Here is a 22,332-nt window from a genome sequence, read left to right as displayed (position 1 = left end):
GGTGATAGCTTTTACTCTAAAAAATATGAAAAAATCAATTTTTGCAGTACTACTGCTACTGGTATCTCTTAATAGTTTTGCTCATTTTATGTGGGTAGAAACCAACCCTGTTGGCAAGATTAACAAAAAACAGGATCTAAAAGTTTTCTTTGGCGAATATACGTATGGTGTACAGGAAAAGGTGAACGAAGAAGCTTTTGGCAAAATGAAAAACTTCACGGTTTGGGTAATTAGCCCTAACGGAGAAAAAAACCAGTTGCAAATGCAACCGGGTGATTTGTTTTACAGCGGATCATTCGAACCAAAAACAAACGGCACCTATACCGTTGTACTTAACAACAATAAAATAGATGTGGTAGATTATACTCAGTATGATTTTGGCATCTTTAAGACACATTACCACGCCACTGCAAAAGTAGAAGTAGGTAACAAGGCTAACGAAACTGCTGGAGTAAATCCTGAAGGAATGGCAATTGTAGACCTTACTAAAAAAGCACATACCGAAAATGGTGAGGCGGTTTTTAAAATTCTGTATAAAGGGCAGCCTTTAAAAGAATCGGAGGTTACCATTTTTGTTTCAGACCTATGGTCTAAAAAAATAAATACCGATAAGGATGGTATTATAAAATTCAGCCTGCCATGGAACACTAAATACATAATGGAGGTTACCAAAAAAGAAGAAGTACCAGGAAGCTATAATGGAAAAGACTATGGTTTTATATGGCATTGTGCAACCTACTGCATTCCTGCTGTTAAAAAATAGCTTTAAGGATGGCGAAGACAAAAAAGAAAAAGACCTTTAAACAATGGGTTGGTAAGATCCATCTTTGGCTCGGGCTTGCGTCCGGGCTTATTGTTTTATTACTGAGTATAACAGGATGCCTTTATGTTTTTGCAGAAGAAATAACCGATGCGCTTCGCAGTGATGAAATGTATGTAGAACAGGTAAAAGAAACTTCTATACCCCTAAGCCGTTTATGGAACGAAACACAAGCCATGCTTGGGCCTGATAAAAAAATAAACAGTGTAAACATCTCTAAAGATCCTGAAAAAACAGTGGTGTTCCATTGCTATGAGGGTGTTGAAGGTGCTATTACTTATTTTGGCAGCATAAAACATTACCTCTCTATTTACGTAGATCCTTATACCGGTAAAGTAAAAGGCATCTATGATGAAGAAATGAATTTTTTCAATATCGTAAAAATGCTGCATTGGAGTCTTTTGCTAACTATACCTATCGGTCAGCAAATTATAGGGTGGTCTACTTTTATATTTGTGGTCATGCTTATTTCGGGTATCATTCTATGGTGGCCCAAAAACAAAAGTGCCCGTAAACAGCGCTTATGGTTTCAGTGGAAAGACACTACAAAATGGCGAAGAAAAAACTATGACCTCCATAATATCTTTGGCTTTTACATTGCTTCCATTGCTATTATCATTGCCTTTACAGGTATGGTTTGGGCCTTTACATGGTTTCAGGCACTGGTATATGTAGCAGGATCCGGTACTTTGACCCAGCCGGAAATAGAACAAGGAAAGTCTGTAGTTACAGATAACGGCAATAAAACAGCTGCTTTCGAAAAAGCCTACGCCTCTGCCCTGTCTAAACATAAGGAAGCCGAAGGCTTTTCATTCTCACAGCCACAGGATAGTACCGGAGTGATCGATGTATATGTACAGCAGTATGAAGGTGTGTATTATGTTTCTCATAGTATGCAATTCGATCAGTACACAGGAAAGCTTTTAACGGAGCGTAACCAGGATGATAAGAATTTTGGGGAAAAGCTTATTAATGCAAACTACGATATACACGTAGGAGCCATATTAGGAATTCCGGGGAAAATATTGGCCTTTATTGCCAGTTTTATCTGCGGTATGCTACCCTTAACAGGATTTATTATATGGTGGGGACGCACCAATAAGAAAACCGCTAAAGCATAAAATAAAAAAGGCTGTAAGATTACTTACAGCCTTTTCCACTAAACAATACTAACTATTATTTAGTTACCGCCACAGCGTCTTTCGACCAGGTTTTAACTTCTGCGATCCTGCTGTTGGCATAATCCACTTCATTTAGAACTGTACCGGTCCAAAAAAACCACTTCCCGGTTTTAGTGCCGTTAACATATTCTCCCATGGATTGTTTTGTTCCATTTTCGTTGAAAGCAGTCCAACTGCCATGTAATTTACCTTCTTTGTAAAAGCCTTCCTGCTTAACGTTACCGTTATCGTAGTAGTATACTGCTTTTACTATATTGTTTTCTATTGTAAAATCGTGATCTTTATTTTGGGCTGATAACACACCTGCTGATAGCAGTAATCCGGCAAATAAAATCTTTTTCATATCAGTTCTTGTGTTTAAGGTTATATTTTCTATCAATCTCTATAACAAATTTAAAGAAATTAATTTACACAAATAACACATTCGCTTAACAATTTGATAACACAATGCAAAACTTAACATTGGGAAATTACAAAATCTTTGGAATCACCTTATTTCACTAATAGTTTAGCTTACACCCTATAATTAAGCATTTTACAAAAACAATAGATTTTATATACTTATACTACCTCGAGATGATAAAAAAAGCCTGATTATCATCATGATTCTTAACATTAAGATAACATTGTGAATTATTTTAATAACGTATCCAGTAGTTCTACAAGTTTAGGGTCTGATGGTCTTGGAGCATCTACATCAACAATTTTACCATCCGGATCTATTAGTATGAACCTTGGGATAGAATTTATACCATAAGCTGTTACAAATTCAGATTTCCATGCATTATCGGCAATTAATTGAATACCTCCCAAAGCTTCATCTTTAACCAGCTTCTTCCATTTTTCATAATCTTTCTTCTTATCTACAGAAATGCTCACAAAAGCAATCTTCTTATTCTTGTATTTTTCCTCTACTTTTTGAAGCGCCGGTATTTGCTGTCTACATGGTTCACACCATGTAGCCCATACATCGATATAAACATACTTGCCTTTAAACTTTTTAAGCTTGGTTGTCCCTCCCTTAAAATTCTCATAGTCAAAATCCGGAGACTGAGTACCGTTTAATTTTTTTAGTGCTTCTTTTTGCTCTTTCCTTTTTAATGCTTCCGCAGCATTCTCTTCAGATTCTTTTTTAAAAGCCAACTTCATGTCATTATCCAAAGACATATAAATGTATGCATCTTTTCTGGCTTTTTCCATATCAAAAGCAGCGTCTATATCTATTGTAGCCAAGCTTGCTAAATAATTATTCTCCCTTGACCCTTTTCCGGTAAAAGCAAGTGTCTTATCGAAATCTTTAGCATTTACAGTCATGTTCAGGTCATACCCTGCTTTTAAAAACAACTGGCCATATTCGGTTCCGTCGAAAAGTTCGTATAGACCTGTTGGGATAGCAAACGAATCCTTGAATTCGCCCTGGGCATTGGCTAGAATAACCTTTTTAAATCCTTTTGCCGATAGAAATAGCGAGTCACTGTTTCGGTTTTGTATCACTGCCGCAAAATTCATTTTATCTGTATCTGTCTGCGCATACAGGTTTACAAAAGCAAACAGGCATAATAAAAATAATTTCTTCATTTGTAGTTTTAGTTAGTGGTGTAAAAATAAGTTTTTTCACCCCAAAGACAAATACTTATTAAACCAGAAAAATCTATTCTATAAAAAAACCGGACATAACATCCGGTTCATATTTTACACTAAGATCTAAATTACTTAAGTAATTTGTCTAATTGCTCTACCAATGCAGGATCAGATGGTCGCGCAGCATCCGGGTCTATTACTTTTCCATCAGGGCCTATTAATAAGAATCGAGGAATAGAATTTATACCATAAGCCTGTACAAAAGCTGAGCTCCAGTCTTTATCTGCAAACAGTTGTACTCCGCCTAACGATTTGTCTGCAACCATTTTTTTCCATTTTTCATGGTCTTTCATCTGATCTACAGATATACTCACAAATTCGATCTTTTTGCCATGGTATTTCTCTTCTACTTTTTGAAGGAAAGGAATTTCCTGACGGCAAGGTCCGCACCATGTAGCCCAAACGTCTACATATACATATTTTCCTTTAAAGTCTTCCAGCTTGGTTGTTCCGCCTTTAAAATTCTCATAGGCAAATGATGGTGATGACTGTCCTTTCATCTTCTCATTTTTAGCCGACTGTGCTGCCATCTCTCCCATTTGCTGACGCTGCCCCTGGATTTGCTGACTCAGGATTGAACGGAAACTTTCATCCATCCCAGGATCTTTAATATCCGTTTCGATCTTAGTCAATAATCCTTCAATCAATTTTGTTTGTTCGGCAGGATCGCTAACCGTTTTAAGCTTTTCGCCTAAAGTTTCGTTCTGCATTCCCATTTTAGCAAGAAAGTTATTCTCTTTTTCGCCTTTACCTTTAAAAGATAAAGTTTCGTCAAACTGCTTTGCATTCATGGTCATATTCAGGTCGAAACCATTTTTAAGATATACAGATGCAACTTCAGTGCCATCAAAAAGTTGGTAAAATCCAGGTTCTACAGCAAAGGCGTCTTTAAAATTGCCTTTAGTATCAGATTTTATAACTTTTGTGAACTTTTGTGACCTGATAACCAATGAGTCGCTGTTCCTGTTTTCAATTTTTGCTGCAAATTTTACTTTGTCAGCCTGTGCATATACCCCCGCAAAAGCAAAAAGGAATACCCATACGATTTTTTTCATGTTTTAAGTTTTAGTCGGTATAAAAATAAGTTTCAATCCTGAAATAAACGAAATAGTACACTACTATTTTACTTTCGAACCATAAAAGTATAAAAAACTTCCTACTGTTCGTTCAATTATTCTTAAATTGCATAGTGGCTTTAGCTACATTTTAAAAGCAAAATATAATCAACCGTAAAACGGGAACTCATGACAACACATCCTTACTCTATTGGTATGAAAGCAAAAGCTATATACTTACTACTGATAGTGGGTTTGCTTTCATCCTGCAAAAAAGAAACACAGACTGTAGATATTGAAAAGCGATATACTATAGAAGTACCAGTTTCTTTAACCAAAACAAATAACCTTAATGAAGAGGCTTCGCTGCAATATCAGGATACTTTTAATGATTTCTTCCTTATAGTAATAGATGAACCAAAAGCAGCATTTATAAAAGCACTGGAGCAAAATTCATTAGGCTCAACTTACAAAAATAATTTGGAAGGCTATTCTAAATTCATTACAGATGGAATGGATCCATCCATATCCATAAAAAAGCTGCCGGATTTTGAAGAAACAACTATAAACGGACTTAAAGCCAGGTTACTTTCATTTGAAGGAATAGCAGCCGGAAACAAAGTATACTGGAAGCTTGCCTTTATAGAAGGGAGTACTACTTATTACCAGGTTATGGTATGGACACATGCAGATAACCGCAAAAAGTCTGAAAAGAAAATGGTGGCAATTATCGATTCCTTTAAAGAGACTGACAAGAGTAAAACAAGATAGTCTAAATGTTTTTATGCTTTGTAAACATTAGTTGCTAAATTTGCACTTCAAAATTTATCAAATAATGTATAGAAGCCATAATTGTGGAGAGCTCAACGCTTCACATATCAACCAGGAAGTAACATTAGCCGGATGGGTGCAAAAATCACGTAATAAAGGATTCCTTATATGGGTAGACCTTCGAGATCGTTATGGGATTACACAATTAATCTTTGACGAAGTGCGCACGCAAAAAGAGGTTATCGAAAAAGCGGCAACACTGGGCAGGGAGTTTGTTATTCAGGTTAAGGGCACCGTTATAGAACGTGAGTCTAAAAACCCGGGAATGGCTACCGGCGATATCGAGATCCTGGTGAATGAGCTTACCATACTTAATGCTGCACTTACCCCTCCATTCTCTATTGAAGACGAAACAGATGGTGGTGAAGACATCCGTATGAAATACCGTTACCTGGACATTAGACGTAATCCGGTAAAAAACAGTTTGCTTTTCCGTCACACTGTAGCTATGGAGGTAAGAAATTATCTTTCTGCTCAGGGCTTTATAGAAGTAGAAACTCCAGTGCTTATAAAATCGACACCTGAAGGTGCACGTGACTTTGTAGTTCCGTCAAGAATGAATGAAGGACAATTTTATGCATTGCCACAATCACCACAAACATTCAAGCAATTGCTTATGGTAGGCGGTATGGATAAATATTTCCAGATCGTAAAATGTTTCCGTGATGAAGACCTTCGTGCAGACAGACAGCCGGAATTCACACAGATTGACTGCGAAATGGCATTTGTAGAGCAGGAAGACATCATTGGCGTTTTCGAAGGGCTTGCAAGCCACTTATTAAAAAAAGTAAAAGGTATAGACACAGGTGCATTCCCTAGAATGACCTATGACGAAGCCATGAAAAAATATGGTAACGACAAACCGGATATCCGTTTTGGAATGGAGTTTGGCGAACTAAACGAAGCTGCACAACACAAAGATTTTGCTGTATTCAATACATCAGAGCTTGTAGTGGGGATTGCTGTACCGGGAGCTGCTACCTATACCCGTAAAGAAATTGACGGGCTTATTGACTGGGTAAAACGCCCACAGGTAGGCGCAAGCGGAATGGTATATGCTAAATATGAAGCTGACGGTTCTATAAAATCATCGGTAGATAAATTCTACGATCAGGCGGATTTACAAAAATGGGCTGAAATTACCGGAGCAAAACCGGGCGACTTAATACTAGTATTATCTGGTGATGCACACAAAACACGTACCCGCCTTAGCGCATTGCGTATGGAACTTGCTACACGTTTAGGCCTAAGAGATCCTGAGGTATTTGCACCACTATGGGTTGTAGATTTCCCATTATTAGAATGGGATGAAGACAGCGAACGTTTCCACGCGATGCACCACCCGTTCACATCTCCTAAACCGGAAGATATGCCGTTATTAGAAACCAACCCAGGAGCTGTAAGAGCAAATGCTTATGACCTTGTATTGAATGGTAACGAAATAGGCGGCGGATCGATAAGAATCCATGACAAAGCAACACAGTCGCTTATGTTTAAATATTTAGGTTTTACCGAAGAGCAGGCTAAAGCACAGTTTGGATTCCTTATGGATGCTTTCCAGTTTGGAGCACCACCACATGGAGGATTGGCCTTTGGTTTTGACCGTTTGGTAGCAATACTTGGCGGACAGGAAACAATTAGGGACTTTATTGCTTTCCCTAAAAACAACTCGGGCCGTGATGTAATGATCGATGCTCCTTCTGCAATTGACAACACACAACTTGACGAATTACATATAAGACTTAAATAGTATAAGGCTTAAAATTTACAAACCCGGATAATAGTAACTATCCGGGTTTTTTTTATGAATGTTCCTGAATTACTAAGTTCATTTCTTTTTGGATGATTCGACCTGAATTCTTCCTTTCTATTTTAATCTTTTCTGATTTCCACTTTGCATCATTACTAAAGCCTCTCATGCTACATTCTTCCAAAGGCGAGCCCTCTCGTATCATTATACCGTTAAAACGACAATCATCATAGCCACACATATGTTTCGAATACACACCAAAATTACGGTGCTTAATACGTTTATCTTTTAAGGTTCTCTCCTGATAGTTTTTTATATCAAGCCACATTTGATGTTCATCAGCCTTAGTAAGCTCACAACCTAATGAAATAACGTCACTATAAGTAAGTGGATCTTTAATTTGTAAAAATTCAAATTGCTTCAGAAAGAAAGTATGCGCATAATCGCGCACCTGGATTTTCTCCGCTATATCCAGCTTTTTATTTTCTGTTAACGAACGGTACAAACCCAGGGTATTAAAATCAGTATATTTCTTATGATTATCAATATAATAGAAGTACTTTTTTAAAGTAAGGGTATTGAATTTCTTATCCATTTTCATAACGACACATTTAACAACTAAACTATAAAAAAAATAAGCTGTTTGCCTATTTTTGCACGATTAAAATTACAAATACAATTAAATGAAAAAACTTTTACTATTCCTTATGTTATCAACCTCCTTTATTATGTCGGCACAGGGAGAAACAAAACTTGGTATAAACGCAGGAGCAACACTTTCTAACTTTACAGGCGATTCCAGCGAAGATTTTAAATATGGATTGGACTTTCTTATTGGTTTTGGCCTGGAAGTGCCTATAAATGATAAACTTTCGCTCTTAGCAAATGTGAATTATGAAAGAAAAACTCCTAAAACTTTTACAGAAGGATATAACAATAGCGAAATCCCCGCAAAGGTTAGGATGCATTACATAACAGTACCTATTAACGCTAAATACTATATAGGCCCTAAAAAGAACTTCTTTGTACAGGCAGGACCTTATGCAGGTTTTTTTGTCGATGATACTTTCTTTATTGACGGAAAAGAACAAACCTCAGAAGTAGCAGGCGGAAGTGAGTTTAAAATGCTCGACTTAGGCATTAGCTCCGGAATAGGCACACAATTTAAGGTAGACGACAAACATCACATTAGTTTGTCGCTAAGAAATAATCTTGGCCTAACAAATATAAGTGACATGCCGGATTATAAAATTAAAATGAATGCTTTTAACTTTGTTTTGACATGGGAATCCAACATGTAAAAACATACAATTTATCACTCAAACAAGTGCTTAAATATGCCATAAAAATAAGAGCTTTTTAGCACTAAATAGCCGTTTTTAAATCAATATTATTTGTAGGAAAAAATCAATACTTAAAGAGTGAACACACTGTTAATCAATAAATTTTCCTAAAATTTTAACCGTCCATTTTGTGATATCGGAATAAAGTTTACCTTTGGCCATTATTATTTTTTTTTATTACAGAATGCGAACAGGCAAAGTGAAATTTTTTATTGAATCTAAAGGTTATGGATTCATTACTGACGACGAAACAGGCAGAGACATTTTCGTTCACGCTACAGGCCTAAGGGCTGAAGGATTACGTGAAGGCGACAAAGTTGGCTATGAAGAAGAAGAAGGAAAAAAAGGTAAAGTAGCAGCTCAGGTAGTAGCTATGCAAGACTAATAAATATAGTGCGATTACCTCTAAACGAATCAAACCGCCCCTTTAAGGGCGGTTTTTTTATGCAATACGGTTATTATTATTCATTTTTTTAAGAATTTTTTTAAGAAAAATTTAACTAATAAAAAATTATTAGACCAAATCAATATACTCCCTGAAAAACAGGCTAATTATTTTTTATTTAGAACCAATAAAAATTAAGGCGTTATTCTTTTTCTCTCAAAAAAACGTTCAATTTGTTAAGGTATGACGTGTATATTTGTGAATTGTTTTTAAATTAAACACTAGTTATGCAGACAAATCAGGTAGATTATTTCCCAATATTCATGCAAATGCTTCTGGCAGTTGGATTTGTGGCCGGTACTATATTCGTATCGAGCAAACTTGGCCCTAAAAGAAATTCGGTAAATAAAGACAAAAACTTTGAGTGTGGTGTAGAATCAGTAGGTAATGCACGTATCCCTTTCTCTGTAAAATACTTTCTGGTAGCAATATTGTTCGTATTATTTGATGTAGAGGTAATATTCATGTACCCTTGGGCGGTGAATTTCCGTGAAATGGGTCTTGACGGATTAATAAAAATGGGCATTTTCATGATTTTCCTTATCGTAGGTTTCTTCTACGTCATGAAGAAAAAAGGTTTGGAGTGGGAATAAACAAGGTTAATTGGGTATAGTTTTTGACGCTAATTACCTGACAATCAAAACTAAATTAAAATGAGTAATTCATCAGATATAAAAATAGTCGACGCTCCGGAAGGATTTGAAGGAAACGGCTTTTTTGCAACCAAACTGGATACCGTTGTGGGTATGGCACGTGCTAATTCACTTTGGCCTTTACCATTTGCTACCTCATGCTGTGGCATTGAGTTTATGGCAACCATGGCGTCTCACTATGACGTGGCACGTTTTGGATCAGAGCGTATGAGTTTTTCTCCCCGCCAGGCAGATATGCTTTTGGTAATGGGAACCATCGCTAAAAAAATGGCACCTATTTTACGTCAGGTATATGAGCAAATGGCAGAGCCCCGCTGGGTTATCGCTGTTGGCGCATGTGCTTCTTCAGGTGGTATTTTTGATACGTACTCTGTTCTTCAGGGTATCGATAAAATAATACCTGTAGACGTTTATGTACCGGGATGCCCACCAAGGCCGGAACAAATTCTTGACGGTGTAATGAAACTTCAGGATTTGGTGAGATCTGAATCTGTTAGAAGAAGAAGCTCACCGGAGTACCAGGAACTATTGGCATCTTATAATATTTCATAAGTTAAAAATGGCTTTAGAAACAACAGTAATACAAAACAAGCTTAGTGATAAATTTGGTGATAAAGTAACCGGATTTACGCAAGTACACGATATATTTACATTTGAAGTAGATTCGGCATCAATGGCCGAAGTAATGGGCTTCCTTAAAGAGGATGCTGTTTTACGTTTCAACTTCCTTACCGACCTATGCGGTATTCACTACCCGGACTCTGAAAAAGACAGACAGTTTGCAGTAGTATACCATATGCATAACTGGTATGACAATGTGAGAATCCGCTTTAAATGTTTCCTTAACGGTGATAACCCGGAAATTGAAACAGCTACCAACCACTTTTTAAGTGCTAACTGGCAGGAGCGTGAAACCTATGATTTTTATGGTATAATTTTCAAGGGCCACCCGCAATTGAAAAGGATATTGAACATGGATGAGATGACATCTTTCCCCATGAGAAAAGAATTCCCTCTTGAAGACGGCGGACGTACCGATAAGGATGACCGTTTCTTTGGGCGTACACCAGATAATTGCTAATAATAACTGAAATAAGTATTAAATGTCAGACCTGTTATTACCACCAGAGCATCGCTATGCCGAAGAGATCAAGAAAAGGCAAAATGAAGACGGAAGCGAGCTTTCTATACTAAACCTTGGCCCTACACACCCTGCAACCCATGGTATTTTCCAGAATATCCTGCTAATGGATGGAGAAAGAATACTTGATGGAGAAGGTACTGTAGGCTATATTCACCGTGCTTTTGAGAAAATTGCCGAAAACAGGCCGTTTTACCAAATAACCCCACTTACAGACAGGATGAACTACTGCTCTGCCCCAATTAACAATATGGGTTGGTGGATGACTTTGGAAAAAGCCCTGAACATAGAGGTTCCAAAAAGAGTACAATACCTTAGGGTTATTATAATGGAACTTGCACGTATTGCAGACCATATCATCTGTAATTCTGTATTAGGTGTAGATACCGGTGCGCTTACAGGTTTCTTATATGTTTTCCAATACCGTGAAAAAATATACGAGATATACGAAGAGATATGCGGAGCACGCCTTACCACTAACATGGGAAGAATTGGCGGTTTCGAAAGAGAATGGAGCCCTGCTGCATTTAAAAAAATAAACGACTTCTTAGAAGAGTTCCCAGCTATATGGACAGAATTTGAAAACCTGCTTTCAAGAAACAGGATTTTCATGGACCGTACTATCGATGTAGGCCCTATATCTGCTGAAAAAGCTATAAGTTATGGCTTTACAGGCCCTAACCTTCGTGCTGCCGGTGTAGATTATGACATTCGTGTTATGCAACCGTACAGCTCGTATGAAGATTTTGAATTTGATATTCCTGTTGGAAAATCTGGAGATACGTATGACAGATTCTGTGTGCGTAACGCCGAAGTTTGGGAAAGTTTAAGTATTATTAAACAAGCCCTGGCAAAAATGCCTGAAGGCCCTTTCCATGCTAATGTTCCTGATTATTACCTTCCGCCAAAAGAGGATGTGTACACAAACATGGAAGCATTGATATACCACTTTAAAATTGTAATGGGCGAAGTTCCTGTGCCAGTAACCGAAGTATACCATCCGGTAGAAGGCGGTAATGGTGAACTTGGCTTTTACCTTATAACCGACGGCAGCCGTACGCCTTACAGGCTTCACTTCCGCAGGCCATGCTTTATATATTACCAGGCCTTTAATGACATGGTAAAAGGGCAGATGCTATCTGATGCCATTGCAACATTATCAAGCCTCAATGTTATTGCAGGCGAACTAGACGCTTAAGATTATGGAAATTTCACACGCTAAACAGGTTATAAATATTGATGCGAAGCTAACAGAGCGTATCAACGAGCTTTTGAGCCACTACCCTGCCGACAAGAAAAAATCGGCTATGCTGCCGGTACTTCACGAAGTGCAGGATGCGCACGATAACTGGCTGAGTATAGAGCTTATGGACAGGGTTGCCGAGATACTGGAAGTACAGCCTATCGAGGTGTATGAGGTAGCTTCATTCTATACCATGTTCAATCAGAAGCCAGTAGGTAAATATATGTTTGAATTTTGCAGGACTTCCTGCTGTGCCATTCGTGGAGCAGAAGACCTGATGGACTATACATGCAGCAAACTGGGTATTAAAGAAGGTGAAACAACACCGGACGGAAACTTTAGTGTTGTAGGCGTAGAATGCCTTGGAGCATGTGGTTATGCACCAATGCTTCAGTTAGGTGACTATTACAAAGAGCACCTGACAAAAGAGAAAATCGATGCACTTATTGATGAGTGCAGGGACAATAAAGTGAATTTACACTAACAGACCATTATACACAGTACCAATGGCAAGGAAAATATTATTAGAGCACGCAAACGTACCGGGTATTAAAACCTATGAAGTATACCGCAAAGTAGGCGGTTATGCCTCTGTGGAGAAAGCTATAAAAAGCATGACTCCGGACGAAGTAGTGGAAGAAGTTAAAACCTCTGGGTTAAGAGGCCGTGGTGGAGCTGGTTTCCCTACGGGTATGAAATGGAGTTTTATCGATAAGAAATCAGGAAAGCCAAGGCACCTGGTTTGTAATGCCGATGAATCTGAACCCGGAACATTTAAAGACAGATATTTAATGGAGTACATCCCCCACTTATTGATCGAGGGAATGATTACTTCCAGTTATGCCCTTGGGTGTAACTTATCATACATATACATTCGTGGCGAATACATGTGGGTATACCGCATTTTAGAAAACGCCATTAAAGAAGCTTATGCTGCAGGATGGCTTGGAAAAAACATTTTAGGTTCTGGTTTCGACCTTGACCTTCATGTGCATTGCGGTGCCGGAGCATATATCTGCGGTGAAGAGACTGCACTGATCGAATCATTAGAAGGAAAAAGAGGTAATCCAAGGATTAAACCACCATTCCCTGCTGTTAGCGGATTATGGACAAACCCTACTGTTGTAAACAATGTAGAATCTATCGCAGCTGTGCCATGGATCGTGAACAATACAGGTGCAGAGTATGCTAAAATTGGTATTGGCCGTTCTACAGGAACAAAATTAATATCGGCTTCAGGACATGTAAAAAATCCTGGAGTATATGAAATAGATTTAGGCCTTAGTGTTTATGAGTTCATGAACTCTGACGAATACTTAGGTGGAATGATGGATGACAGACCGTTAAAGGCACTGATCCCGGGAGGATCGTCAGTACCGGTATTACCTGCGCATCTTATCTATAAAACTGCCGAAGGTGAAGACCGTTTAATGAGCTACGAATCACTTAGTGAAGGTGGTTTTGCAACGGGATCTATGTTAGGTTCGGGCGGATTTATCGTGTATAACGATACGTCTTGTATGGTACGTAACACCTGGAACTTCTCCCGCTTTTACCACCACGAAAGCTGTGGCCAATGTTCTCCTTGCCGTGAAGGTACAGGATGGATGGAAAAAGTATTGCACCGAATTGAAAACGGTCATGGCCGTGAAGAAGATATTGATTTGCTTTGGGATATCCAGCGTAAGATCGAGGGGAATACTATATGCCCATTAGGTGATGCAGCAGCATGGCCGGTGGCAGCAGCGATCCGCCATTTTAGAGATGAATTTGAATACCACGTTCGTTTCCCTGAAAAAATTAAAAACAGAGACCATTTTGTCGCAGAGCCTTTTGAAAAGGTAAAACATTTAGTTGCGAAAGAAGTAATATAAGGAGTCATAAAGTTAAAAGTCGAGAGTTATAAAGTTTAGTGCTTTAAAAACTTTCAACCACAAAGAATATGAAAGTAACAATAGACGGACAGGAAATAGATGTAGAACCGGGGACCACCATCCTGCAGGCTGCACGAATGATAGGCGGCGAATCCGTGCCGCCGGCAATGTGCTACTATTCTAAACTTAAAGGAAGCGGTGGTAAATGCCGTTGCTGCCTTGTAGAAGTTTCTAAAGGTAGTGAAGCTGATCCTAGACCGATGCCTAAACTTATGGCATCGTGTGTAACGGGTGTTATGGACGGTATGGAAGTAAAAAGTATCTCATCCGAAAGGGTTGTTGATGCCAGAAAATCTGTTACCGAATTCTTATTGATAAACCACCCGCTGGACTGCCCTGTTTGCGACCAGGCCGGTGAATGTGATTTACAGAACCTGAGCTTTAAGAACGGTTCTTCTAAAACACGTTTTATTGAAGAGAAAAGAACTTTTGAACCTGAAAATATCGGCCCGAACATACAACTTCACATGAACCGTTGTATTCTTTGCTACCGTTGTGTAATGACTGCAGACCAGCTTACTGACAGCAGGGTACATGGTGTTGTAAACCGTGGTGATCATTCTCAGATATCTACCTGCATTTCTAAAGCTATAGACAATGAGTTCTCCGGAAATATGATCGATGTGTGCCCGGTAGGTGCGCTTACAGATAAAACCTTTAGATTTAAACAAAGGGTATGGTTTAATAAACCTTACAATGCGCACAGAGATTGCGACAAATGCTGTGGTAAAACAACACTATGGATGTTTGGTGACGAAATACAAAGGGTTACTGCCCGTAAAGACGTGTACCATGAAGTAGAAGAGTTTATTTGTAACAGCTGTCGTTTTGATCACAAAGATCCTAAAGACTGGGTTATTGAAGGTCCGAGGAAGTTTGAGAAGGACTCTGTAATCAACCAGAATAATTATACAAGAAAACTGGATACGGTTGTTATTGAAACCGAGAAAAACATCCTTTTAGGACGTGACCAGGATCGTAAAAAAATAAGTATGCCGGCAATTCCTCTTAAAAAAGAAGAAGAGCAGGTGTTTAAAGAAGGTAAAGTATAAAAGATGGATCAAGCAATAATCATAGAAAAAAGCGTCATCATTATTTCGGTATTTGCCTTAACAATGCTTATGGCGATGTACTCTACTCTAGCTGAAAGAAAAATTGCTGCATGGCTTCAGGATCGTATAGGTCCGAACAGAGCCGGTAAAGGTGGTATTCTTCAGCCTCTTGCTGACGGTTTAAAACTATTCGCTAAAGAAGAGTTTACTCCAAACACTCAAAATAAATTTCTTTTTGTTACAGGTCCTGCCATTTCCATGAGTATGGCATTAATGACCAGTGCTGTTATTCCGTGGGGTGATAAACTTCATTTATTTGGAAGGGACATTATACTACAGGCAACCGATATTGATGTAGCGATACTTTATGTATTTGGTGTACTGTCTGTAGGTGTTTATGGTATTATGATTGGTGGATGGGCATCTAACAATAAGTTCTCTTTAATGAGTGCTATGCGTGCTGCTTCTCAAATGATCTCTTATGAGGTTGCCATGGGAATGTCGATCATTGCATTAGTAATGATGACACAAACATTAAGCCTTAAAGAAATTGCTGAACAACAAAGCGGAATGAACTGGAATGTATTTTACCAGCCGGTAGGTTTCCTTATCTTCCTTGTGTGTTCTTTTGCTGAAACAAACCGTACCCCTTTTGACCTTGCTGAGTGTGAGGCTGAGCTTATTGGGGGTTACCATACAGAGTATTCGTCTATGCGAATGGGTTTCTACCTGTTTGCTGAATATGCGAGTATGTTTATCTCTTCTACAATTCTTGCTGTGCTTTACTTTGGTGCTTACAACTACCCGGGTATGGACTGGATGGAACAAAATGTAGGGGTTAATATTGCTAATGTAATAGGTATGTTTGCGCTGTTTGCTAAACTGTGCTTCTTTATCTTCTTTTACATGTGGGTGCGCTGGACGATTCCAAGATTCCGTTATGACCAGTTAATGCGTCTTGGATGGAAAATGCTTATACCGCTTTCAATCGCAAATATTATTATCACAGCAATTGTGCTGTTACTGCACGATAAAGCAATATAATTAAGAAATTATACCTGAAAAGGTAAAACGATAGATACAATGTCAATAGAAACCATATCATTATCGGGAAGAAAAAAGGAGGTCTCTAATAAAAAGATGACCTTTTTGGAGAGCCTTTATCTTGTAGCGATCTTTAAAGGATTGTTTATCACGATCAGGCACTTATTTAAACGAAAAGTAACTATTAAGTACCCGGAGCAAACCCGTGAACTTAGTCCTGTTTACCGCGGACAGCATATGCTGATGCGCGATGAAGAAGGTAAAGAACGCTGTACTGCCTGCGGTCTTTGTGCTCTTTCCTGCCCTGCTGAGGCAATTACCATGAAAGCTGACGAAAGAAAGCCGGATGAAAAACACCTGTACAGGGAAGAAAAATATGCTTCTATCTATGAGATAAACATGCTGCGCTGCATTTTTTGCGGACTGTGTGAAGAGGCTTGCCCTAAACAGGCTATCTACCTTACTAAATCTAAGGTTATGGTGAAATCGAATACTAACAGAGAAGATTTTATCTTTGGTAAAGACAAGCTGGTTATGCCTCTTGACCAAGCCATGAGAAATACTCAATTAAAAGCTGTAAACTAAGATGCTACTAACGTTATTCTACATTTTATCGGCCATAACATTAGCGACTGCGTTTTTGACCATTTTTAGCAAAAACCCAATCCATAGTGCTATCTATCTTGTACTTTGCTTTTTCTCAATTGCAGGACATTACCTAATGTTCAATGCACAGTTTTTGGCAATTGTACACGTTATCGTTTACTCAGGGGCTATCATGATCCTTATGCTTTTTACGATAATGCTTATGAACCTCAACAAAGAGGATGAAAAGAACAAATCAATGCTCACCCGGATATCTGCTGTAATTTCATTTTGCCTTGTGGCATTTGTACTGCTTGCTGCCTTTATTAAAGCACAGCCGGTTATTACAGAATACAAAGTATCGGGTCAGGATTACCAATCTATAAAAGTTTTAGGACAGGTATTGCTTAACGAATACATGGTGCCATTTGAATTTGCATCGGTATTATTACTTGTATCTATGATTGGTGCCGTATTGTTATCTAAAAAAGAACATATCAATAACTAGTATGGAAAATATATTACAACAAATAGGCATCGAAAACTATATTTACCTTTCTACATTATTGTTTTGTATAGGTATATTCGGTGTTCTTTACAGAAGAAATGCGATCGTAATGTTCATGTCGGTAGAAATTATGCTTAATGCAGTAAACTTACTGTTAGTAGCATTCTCTACTTACCATCAGGACGCTTCAGGGCAGGTTTTTGTATTCTTCTCTATGGCTGTAGCTGCTGCAGAGGTTGCTGTAGGTCTTGCCATATTGGTAGCCGTTTACAGAAACCTAAACAACATTGACATCGATAATTTAAAAAATTTAAAAGGATAACCCCTAATGGAGACAAATTTGGCTTTACTATTACTACTCGCCCCGTTTGCAGGTTTCCTGCTTAATATTTTCTTCGGAAAAAAATTAGGTAAAACAGTATCGGGCACATTAGGAACCCTTACAGTTGCCGTATCTTTTGCGGTTACACTTTTCTTTTTCTTACAGGTAAACAGCACAAAAGTGCCGGTTATGGTAGACCTTTTCGAATGGCTAACTATGGCTAACTTTAAAGTGAACTTTGGTTTCCAACTGGATCAATTATCATTGCTTTGGTTAATGTTTGTTACCGGTATAGGTACACTTATCCATGTTTACTCTATAAGCTACATGCATGACGATGAGAACATGCACAAGTTCTTCGCTTACTTAAACCTGTTTGTATTCTTTATGATCATACTGGTAATGGGTAGTAACTTACTTATTATGTTTATTGGCTGGGAAGGTGTTGGACTTTGCTCTTACCTTCTTATCGGGTTCTGGTATAAAAACCAGGATTATAACGATGCTGCAAAAAAAGCATTTATCATGAATCGTATAGGTGACCTTGGTTTCCTTATCGGTATCTTTATCATTGGTTACTTGTTCCACTCGGTGGATTATAATACTATTAGTACTGCTATTGCAACAGGCGCAGAAGTTGATATGGGCTGGTTAAGCATTGCTGCTTTATGCCTTTTCATTGGTGCATGTGGTAAAAGTGCACAAATACCATTATATACATGGTTGCCGGATGCGATGGCAGGACCAACTCCTGTATCGGCACTTATCCACGCTGCTACTATGGTAACAGCAGGTATTTTTATGATAACAAGGATGAACTTCCTGTTTAACCTTGCTCCAGATGTACAGAACATCATTGCGATTGTAGGTGCTATAACATCATTAGTCGCTGCAGCAATAGGATTAGTTCAAAACGATATTAAAAAAGTATTGGCTTACTCTACAGTATCTCAATTAGGATTAATGTTCCTTGCTCTTGGGCTTGGCGCTTATGAGATCGCTGTTTTCCATGTAATAACCCACGCTTTCTTTAAAGCTTGTTTATTCCTTGGATCAGGTTCTGTCATTCACGCTTTACATGGTGAGCAGGACATGCGTAATATGGGTGGACTAAAAAAAGTAATGAAAATTACCTTTATAACCTTCCTTATCTCTACACTTGCTATATCAGGACTTCCTCCATTCTCTGGTTTCTTCTCTAAAGATGAGATCTTAATGACGGCTTTCCACCACAATAAAGCACTTTGGATCATCGCATCTCTTGCATCGATCATGACAGCTTTTTATATGTTCCGTTTACTATACCTTACTTTTTACAAAAGCTTTAGAGGTACAGAAGAGCAGAAACATCATTTACATGAATCTCCTTCATTAATTACATTCCCACTTATCATTCTTGCTGCATTAGCATTAGTGGGTGGTTTAATAAGCTTACCGGGCAGCAGCTGGTTAAATCATTACCTTGCTCCTGTTTTAGCTAAACCGGCTGTACATCATGAATTAGACGGAACTGCTTATATGTTGATGGGGCTTGCTGTTGTAGGAGCACTTATAGGAATTGGTATTGCTTATACCAAATATATTAAGCAGGCCTTGGTACCGGCACAAGAAAGTGAGATTACCGGCTTTGCAAAAGTATTATACAACAAATTTTATGTAGACGAGATCTACACGGCTATAATTGTAAAACCGCTGTATGCTTTAGCTGCTTTCTTTAGAGATGTTACCGAAGCTTTATTCTCCAGTGTTATTTTTGGACTTGGTAAAGCAGTAAATATGCTAAGTAACGAAGGCAAAACCATCCAGAATGGTAGTATAGGTTTTTACCTATTTGCTTTTGTACTAGGGCTGTGCTCAATAATTGTTTATATATTTCTGGCAAAATAATTCATACCTGATGGACGTATCATTTGTACTTATTATCTTATTATTTGGAGCAGCCGCTACATTTTTTGTAGGCGATAAATGGGCTTCTAAAGCAGCATTGTTTTTTAGCACTGCCGCTTTTGCCGCTGCTATTTATGTTACTTACCTCTTTAACCAGGGTATGGGTGTTGACCTGACAATGAACTGGATAAAAGCACCACGCATCCTTATTAATTTTCAGGGTGATGGCCTTTCATTATCCATGTTATTGTTAACTACAGCACTTACGCCAATTATTATATTAGCGTCATTTAAAAATAGTATCCCAAAAGCCAGAAGCTTTTATGCATTAATCATGTTCATGGCATTTGCCATGGCAGGTACATTTTTAAGTGCAGATGGTTTTGTATATTATATTTTCTGGGAATTATCATTAATTCCAATCTACTTTATAGCTCTTATATGGGGTAGTGGAGATGCTGAAAGCAGAAGAAAATCAGTGATAAAATTCTTTATCTATACTTTTGCAGGTTCAATATTCATGCTAATCGCATTTATCTATCTGTATCAAAGAACAGGATCGTTCCTTAACATTCACTTGTATAGAGCATTCCTTACTCCACAAGAACAATTTTGGATATTCTTAGCTTTCTTCCTGGCTTATGCCATTAAGATTCCTATTATCCCTTTCCATACATGGCAGGCTAATGTGTATCAAAAGTCGCCTACAGCAGGTACTATGCTATTATCTGGTATTATGCTTAAAATGGCAATATACAGTATCATAAGATGGCAACTGCCAATAGCGCCAAATCCAGCTGCAGAGTATATGTATGTATTAATAGGATTATGTATTGCCGGTGTTATTTACGGATCAATACTGGCTTTAAAACAAGACGATCTTAAAAAACTGCTTGCTTATTCTTCACTTGCTCACGTTGGCCTTATTGCTGCAGGAGCTTACACATTGACACTGGACGGACTTCGTGGTGCTTTCCTTCAAATGATTGCTCACGGTTTTGTAGTAGTAGGTTTATTCTATGCTGCCGAAATTATTCAACGTAGGTACAATACTACCGAAATTAGCCAAATGGGCGGTATAAGGATACAAACACCTAAATTCACGTCGATGTTCATGATACTGGTGCTTGCATCGGTAGCGTTACCATCTACTTTTAACTTTGTAGGAGAATTTGAGCTGCTTTACAGTATGGCTCAAACAAATATATGGTTTGCAGTAATTGGAGGTACCACTATAATATTGGGTGCTTTCTATATGCTTAGAATGTTCCAGCAGGTAATGCTTGGTGAACAAAATGCTAAATTATTTGCCGATATTACTTTTGGTGAAGGTTTTGTTTTTGTTATCATCATTGCAGTACTATTATTCTTTGGCCTATATCCAAAACCAATAGTAGACTTTATTACGCCGGATCTCCAGAAGATTTTATTACAAATAAACAGATTTAATTAAGCCAAAAGATGTATACATTAGTAGCTATTGCAGGATTAGGGATTTTATGCCTTATAGCTGAAATATTCAATTTAAGGAAAGCAATTGTACCCATAACCATACTTGGTTTATTAGGTTCTTTGGTCCTTAACGTAGCTGATTATGGCAAGACTTTAAGTTATTTTAACAACATGATAATTACAGATACTTTTTCTGTAGCTTTTACAAGTCTGTTTATAATACTTGCTATATTTCTAATAGCCCTTACGCCCGTAGTTCATAAAGAACACAAAGCTAAAATATCTGATTTTGTTGCCATAAAACTTTTTCTTTTAACAGGAGCTATCGCTATGGTAACGTTTGGTAACCTGGCAATGTTTTTCTTAGGAATTGAGATCTTATCAATATCTCTATATGTATTGGCTGCAAGTGAACCTAAAAATTTAAAGAGTAATGAAGCAGGTATGAAATACTTCCTTATGGGAGCATTTGCTTCGGGTATCATTCTTTTTGGTATAGCACTTATTTATGGTGCAATCGGCTCTTTTGACACTGGTGTTATATATGGTGCATTACTTGAAAACAATAATGTCCCTGGATGGTTTTTTATCGGAATTGTAATGCTTACTATTGGCCTTTTATTTAAAATTGCCGCTGTCCCTTTCCATTTCTGGGCACCGGATGTTTATGAAGGATCTCCTACTCTTACTACTGCTACCATGAGCACGCTTACAAAAGTAGCTGCTATGGCGTCTTTCTTTAAACTAATGACAACGCTTAACCGTACTGTTCCGGGAAGTTATATTACAATAATTAGTATTGTTGCAATACTGTCTATGACTGTAGGTAACATCATGGCATTAAGACAGAATAGTGTAAAACGTATGCTGGCCTATTCCGGTATATCGCACGCAGGATTTATGCTAATGGTATTCTTTAGCCCTACATTTACTGCCGGTACATTATTTTATTATGCGGCCGCCTATACTCTTGCCGGTATAGCATCGTTTGCAGTTGTACTTTTTGTTTGTACAAATAAAGAAAATGAAGACGTATATAATTTTAACGGATTAGGTAAAACGAATCCATTAATGGCCGGGATATTAACCTGCTCATTATTATCTATGGCAGGTATTCCTATATTCTCAGGTTTCTTCGCTAAGTTTTTCTTATTCCATCAGGTATTTAGCTCAGGGCATGTAGCCATTGTTATTGTGGCTATTATAAATTCTATTATAAGCTTAGGTTACTACTTTAAACTTATAATAGCGATGTATACTAAAGAAAGTACTGCCGAAAAACAAACTGTTCCTTTTACTTATGGTGCAGTAGCTTTAATTGCTTTAGTTCTTAATATTGCTATGGGACTTTATCCATCATTTGCACTGGAACTTATTTTCAGATAAAAGAAAACTATTCTATATAAAAAAGCCATCGCATTGCGATGGCTTTTTCTTTTAAAAAT

General features: G+C 37.9%; 24 protein-coding genes. 20 read left to right on the top strand and 4 right to left on the bottom strand.

Features of this window, described 5'->3' with window-relative positions; genetic code table 11:
• Window positions 1–25 precede the first annotated feature (25 nt).
• A complete protein-coding gene (locus EPI11_RS00510) occupies window positions 26–763 on the top strand; it encodes a DUF4198 domain-containing protein (protein ID WP_128388002.1) in 738 nt (245 codons plus the stop codon).
• 8 nt (window positions 764–771) lie between these two features.
• Window positions 772–1,941, top strand: coding sequence for a PepSY-associated TM helix domain-containing protein (locus EPI11_RS00505; RefSeq protein ID WP_128388001.1), 1,170 nt, complete (start codon window positions 772–774; stop codon window positions 1,939–1,941).
• A 55-nt stretch (window positions 1,942–1,996) separates the two neighbouring features.
• Here the strand turns inward: EPI11_RS00505 and EPI11_RS00500 are convergent, their stop codons facing one another.
• The 3 genes from EPI11_RS00500 to EPI11_RS00490 form a co-directional block, all read right to left on the bottom strand.
• Complete coding sequence (locus EPI11_RS00500; protein ID WP_128388000.1) at window positions 1,997–2,344, bottom strand: toxin-antitoxin system YwqK family antitoxin; 348 nt, start codon at window positions 2,342–2,344, stop codon at window positions 1,997–1,999.
• A gap of 290 nt (window positions 2,345–2,634) precedes the next feature.
• Window positions 2,635–3,579: a TlpA family protein disulfide reductase gene (locus tag EPI11_RS00495; RefSeq protein ID WP_128387999.1), complete on the bottom strand. Its 945-nt coding sequence runs from the start codon at window positions 3,577–3,579 to the stop codon at window positions 2,635–2,637.
• A 131-nt stretch (window positions 3,580–3,710) separates the two neighbouring features.
• Window positions 3,711–4,697 carry a TlpA family protein disulfide reductase gene (locus EPI11_RS00490; protein ID WP_128387998.1) on the bottom strand — a complete coding sequence of 329 codons (987 nt, stop codon included), beginning with the start codon at window positions 4,695–4,697 and terminating at the stop codon, window positions 3,711–3,713.
• 189 nt (window positions 4,698–4,886) lie between these two features.
• Between EPI11_RS00490 and EPI11_RS00485 the strand changes: the two genes are divergently transcribed.
• Both EPI11_RS00485 and aspS read left to right on the top strand, forming a co-directional pair.
• The gene (locus tag EPI11_RS00485) at window positions 4,887–5,468 is read left to right on the top strand and encodes a hypothetical protein (RefSeq protein WP_128387997.1); all 582 of its coding nucleotides are present in this window, start codon (window positions 4,887–4,889) and stop codon (window positions 5,466–5,468) included.
• 64 nt (window positions 5,469–5,532) lie between these two features.
• Window positions 5,533–7,278 carry an aspartate--tRNA ligase gene (gene aspS / locus EPI11_RS00480; protein ID WP_128387996.1) on the top strand — a complete coding sequence of 582 codons (1,746 nt, stop codon included), beginning with the start codon at window positions 5,533–5,535 and terminating at the stop codon, window positions 7,276–7,278.
• Window positions 7,279–7,330: 52 nt separating this feature from the next.
• On the opposite strand, the gene EPI11_RS00475 is transcribed toward aspS, so the two are convergent.
• Window positions 7,331–7,879, bottom strand: coding sequence for a hypothetical protein (locus tag EPI11_RS00475; RefSeq protein WP_128387995.1), 549 nt, complete (start codon window positions 7,877–7,879; stop codon window positions 7,331–7,333).
• An 82-nt stretch (window positions 7,880–7,961) separates the two neighbouring features.
• Here EPI11_RS00475 and EPI11_RS00470 point away from each other — a divergent pair, with 82 nt between their 5' ends.
• From EPI11_RS00470 to EPI11_RS00395, 16 genes are all read left to right on the top strand, one after another.
• The gene (locus EPI11_RS00470; protein WP_128387994.1) at window positions 7,962–8,579 is read left to right on the top strand and encodes a porin family protein; all 618 of its coding nucleotides are present in this window, start codon (window positions 7,962–7,964) and stop codon (window positions 8,577–8,579) included.
• A gap of 226 nt (window positions 8,580–8,805) precedes the next feature.
• Window positions 8,806–9,006 carry a cold-shock protein gene (locus EPI11_RS00465; RefSeq protein ID WP_128387993.1) on the top strand — a complete coding sequence of 67 codons (201 nt, stop codon included), beginning with the start codon at window positions 8,806–8,808 and terminating at the stop codon, window positions 9,004–9,006.
• Window positions 9,007–9,293: 287 nt separating this feature from the next.
• Complete coding sequence (locus tag EPI11_RS00460) at window positions 9,294–9,659, top strand: NADH-quinone oxidoreductase subunit A (RefSeq protein ID WP_128387992.1); 366 nt, start codon at window positions 9,294–9,296, stop codon at window positions 9,657–9,659.
• A 60-nt stretch (window positions 9,660–9,719) separates the two neighbouring features.
• Window positions 9,720–10,271, top strand: coding sequence for an NADH-quinone oxidoreductase subunit B (locus EPI11_RS00455; RefSeq protein WP_128387991.1), 552 nt, complete (start codon window positions 9,720–9,722; stop codon window positions 10,269–10,271).
• 7 nt (window positions 10,272–10,278) lie between these two features.
• Window positions 10,279–10,800: an NADH-quinone oxidoreductase subunit C gene (locus tag EPI11_RS00450; RefSeq protein WP_128387990.1), complete on the top strand. Its 522-nt coding sequence runs from the start codon at window positions 10,279–10,281 to the stop codon at window positions 10,798–10,800.
• Window positions 10,801–10,822: 22 nt separating this feature from the next.
• Window positions 10,823–12,058 (top strand): NADH-quinone oxidoreductase subunit D, encoded by a 1,236-nt coding sequence (locus EPI11_RS00445; RefSeq protein ID WP_128387989.1) that lies wholly within the window; start codon window positions 10,823–10,825, stop codon window positions 12,056–12,058.
• A gap of 4 nt (window positions 12,059–12,062) precedes the next feature.
• Window positions 12,063–12,587: a complex I 24 kDa subunit family protein gene (locus EPI11_RS00440; protein ID WP_128387988.1), complete on the top strand. Its 525-nt coding sequence runs from the start codon at window positions 12,063–12,065 to the stop codon at window positions 12,585–12,587.
• A 22-nt stretch (window positions 12,588–12,609) separates the two neighbouring features.
• A complete protein-coding gene (gene nuoF / locus EPI11_RS00435) occupies window positions 12,610–13,977 on the top strand; it encodes an NADH-quinone oxidoreductase subunit NuoF (RefSeq protein WP_128387987.1) in 1,368 nt (455 codons plus the stop codon).
• Window positions 13,978–14,045: 68 nt separating this feature from the next.
• Complete coding sequence (locus EPI11_RS00430) at window positions 14,046–15,089, top strand: 2Fe-2S iron-sulfur cluster-binding protein (protein ID WP_128387986.1); 1,044 nt, start codon at window positions 14,046–14,048, stop codon at window positions 15,087–15,089.
• A 3-nt stretch (window positions 15,090–15,092) separates the two neighbouring features.
• A complete protein-coding gene (gene nuoH / locus EPI11_RS00425; protein WP_128387985.1) occupies window positions 15,093–16,133 on the top strand; it encodes an NADH-quinone oxidoreductase subunit NuoH in 1,041 nt (346 codons plus the stop codon).
• 39 nt (window positions 16,134–16,172) lie between these two features.
• Window positions 16,173–16,718 (top strand): NADH-quinone oxidoreductase subunit NuoI, encoded by a 546-nt coding sequence (nuoI, locus tag EPI11_RS00420; RefSeq protein WP_128387984.1) that lies wholly within the window; start codon window positions 16,173–16,175, stop codon window positions 16,716–16,718.
• A 1-nt stretch (window position 16,719) separates the two neighbouring features.
• Complete coding sequence (locus EPI11_RS00415) at window positions 16,720–17,226, top strand: NADH-quinone oxidoreductase subunit J family protein (protein WP_128387983.1); 507 nt, start codon at window positions 16,720–16,722, stop codon at window positions 17,224–17,226.
• 1 nt (window position 17,227) lies between these two features.
• Window positions 17,228–17,548 carry an NADH-quinone oxidoreductase subunit NuoK gene (gene nuoK, locus EPI11_RS00410; protein ID WP_128387982.1) on the top strand — a complete coding sequence of 107 codons (321 nt, stop codon included), beginning with the start codon at window positions 17,228–17,230 and terminating at the stop codon, window positions 17,546–17,548.
• A gap of 6 nt (window positions 17,549–17,554) precedes the next feature.
• Window positions 17,555–19,435 carry an NADH-quinone oxidoreductase subunit L gene (gene nuoL, locus EPI11_RS00405; protein ID WP_128387981.1) on the top strand — a complete coding sequence of 627 codons (1,881 nt, stop codon included), beginning with the start codon at window positions 17,555–17,557 and terminating at the stop codon, window positions 19,433–19,435.
• A gap of 10 nt (window positions 19,436–19,445) precedes the next feature.
• Window positions 19,446–20,888 (top strand): complex I subunit 4 family protein, encoded by a 1,443-nt coding sequence (locus EPI11_RS00400; protein ID WP_128387980.1) that lies wholly within the window; start codon window positions 19,446–19,448, stop codon window positions 20,886–20,888.
• Window positions 20,889–20,896: 8 nt separating this feature from the next.
• Window positions 20,897–22,273, top strand: coding sequence for an NADH-quinone oxidoreductase subunit N (locus EPI11_RS00395; protein ID WP_128387979.1), 1,377 nt, complete (start codon window positions 20,897–20,899; stop codon window positions 22,271–22,273).
• Window positions 22,274–22,332 lie beyond the last annotated feature (59 nt).

Origin of the sequence: Flavobacterium cerinum (genome assembly GCF_004028155.1) — a bacterium.
Taxonomy (GTDB): Bacteria; Bacteroidota; Bacteroidia; order Flavobacteriales; family Flavobacteriaceae; genus Flavobacterium; species Flavobacterium cerinum.
Note: the sequence above shows the minus strand (reverse complement) of the source record. Positions and strands in the feature narration are given on the sequence as shown.

Bases quoted from the DNA above. Each gene is read 5' to 3' on its own strand.
- EPI11_RS00430 (WP_128387986.1), top strand. From the start codon at position 14,046: ATGAAAGTAACAATAGACGGACAGGAAATAGATGTAGAACCGGGGACC.
- EPI11_RS00395 (WP_128387979.1), top strand. From the start codon at position 20,897: ATGTATACATTAGTAGCTATTGCAGGATTAGGGATTTTATGCCTTATA.
- nuoH (WP_128387985.1), top strand. From the start codon at position 15,093: ATGGATCAAGCAATAATCATAGAAAAAAGCGTCATCATTATTTCGGTA.
- EPI11_RS00485 (WP_128387997.1), top strand. From the start codon at position 4,887: ATGACAACACATCCTTACTCTATTGGTATGAAAGCAAAAGCTATATAC.
- nuoK (WP_128387982.1), top strand. From the start codon at position 17,228: ATGGAAAATATATTACAACAAATAGGCATCGAAAACTATATTTACCTT.
- EPI11_RS00495 (WP_128387999.1), bottom strand. From the start codon at position 3,579: ATGAAGAAATTATTTTTATTATGCCTGTTTGCTTTTGTAAACCTGTAT.
- EPI11_RS00465 (WP_128387993.1), top strand. From the start codon at position 8,806: ATGCGAACAGGCAAAGTGAAATTTTTTATTGAATCTAAAGGTTATGGA.
- EPI11_RS00455 (WP_128387991.1), top strand. From the start codon at position 9,720: ATGAGTAATTCATCAGATATAAAAATAGTCGACGCTCCGGAAGGATTT.
- EPI11_RS00510 (WP_128388002.1), top strand. From the start codon at position 26: ATGAAAAAATCAATTTTTGCAGTACTACTGCTACTGGTATCTCTTAAT.
- EPI11_RS00475 (WP_128387995.1), bottom strand. From the start codon at position 7,879: ATGAAAATGGATAAGAAATTCAATACCCTTACTTTAAAAAAGTACTTC.
- EPI11_RS00450 (WP_128387990.1), top strand. From the start codon at position 10,279: ATGGCTTTAGAAACAACAGTAATACAAAACAAGCTTAGTGATAAATTT.
- nuoL (WP_128387981.1), top strand. From the start codon at position 17,555: ATGGAGACAAATTTGGCTTTACTATTACTACTCGCCCCGTTTGCAGGT.
- EPI11_RS00500 (WP_128388000.1), bottom strand. From the start codon at position 2,344: ATGAAAAAGATTTTATTTGCCGGATTACTGCTATCAGCAGGTGTGTTA.
- EPI11_RS00400 (WP_128387980.1), top strand. From the start codon at position 19,446: ATGGACGTATCATTTGTACTTATTATCTTATTATTTGGAGCAGCCGCT.
- EPI11_RS00490 (WP_128387998.1), bottom strand. From the start codon at position 4,697: ATGAAAAAAATCGTATGGGTATTCCTTTTTGCTTTTGCGGGGGTATAT.
- EPI11_RS00440 (WP_128387988.1), top strand. From the start codon at position 12,063: ATGGAAATTTCACACGCTAAACAGGTTATAAATATTGATGCGAAGCTA.
- EPI11_RS00470 (WP_128387994.1), top strand. From the start codon at position 7,962: ATGAAAAAACTTTTACTATTCCTTATGTTATCAACCTCCTTTATTATG.
- aspS (WP_128387996.1), top strand. From the start codon at position 5,533: ATGTATAGAAGCCATAATTGTGGAGAGCTCAACGCTTCACATATCAAC.
- EPI11_RS00505 (WP_128388001.1), top strand. From the start codon at position 772: ATGGCGAAGACAAAAAAGAAAAAGACCTTTAAACAATGGGTTGGTAAG.
- EPI11_RS00445 (WP_128387989.1), top strand. From the start codon at position 10,823: ATGTCAGACCTGTTATTACCACCAGAGCATCGCTATGCCGAAGAGATC.
- EPI11_RS00460 (WP_128387992.1), top strand. From the start codon at position 9,294: ATGCAGACAAATCAGGTAGATTATTTCCCAATATTCATGCAAATGCTT.
- EPI11_RS00415 (WP_128387983.1), top strand. From the start codon at position 16,720: ATGCTACTAACGTTATTCTACATTTTATCGGCCATAACATTAGCGACT.
- nuoF (WP_128387987.1), top strand. From the start codon at position 12,610: ATGGCAAGGAAAATATTATTAGAGCACGCAAACGTACCGGGTATTAAA.
- nuoI (WP_128387984.1), top strand. From the start codon at position 16,173: ATGTCAATAGAAACCATATCATTATCGGGAAGAAAAAAGGAGGTCTCT.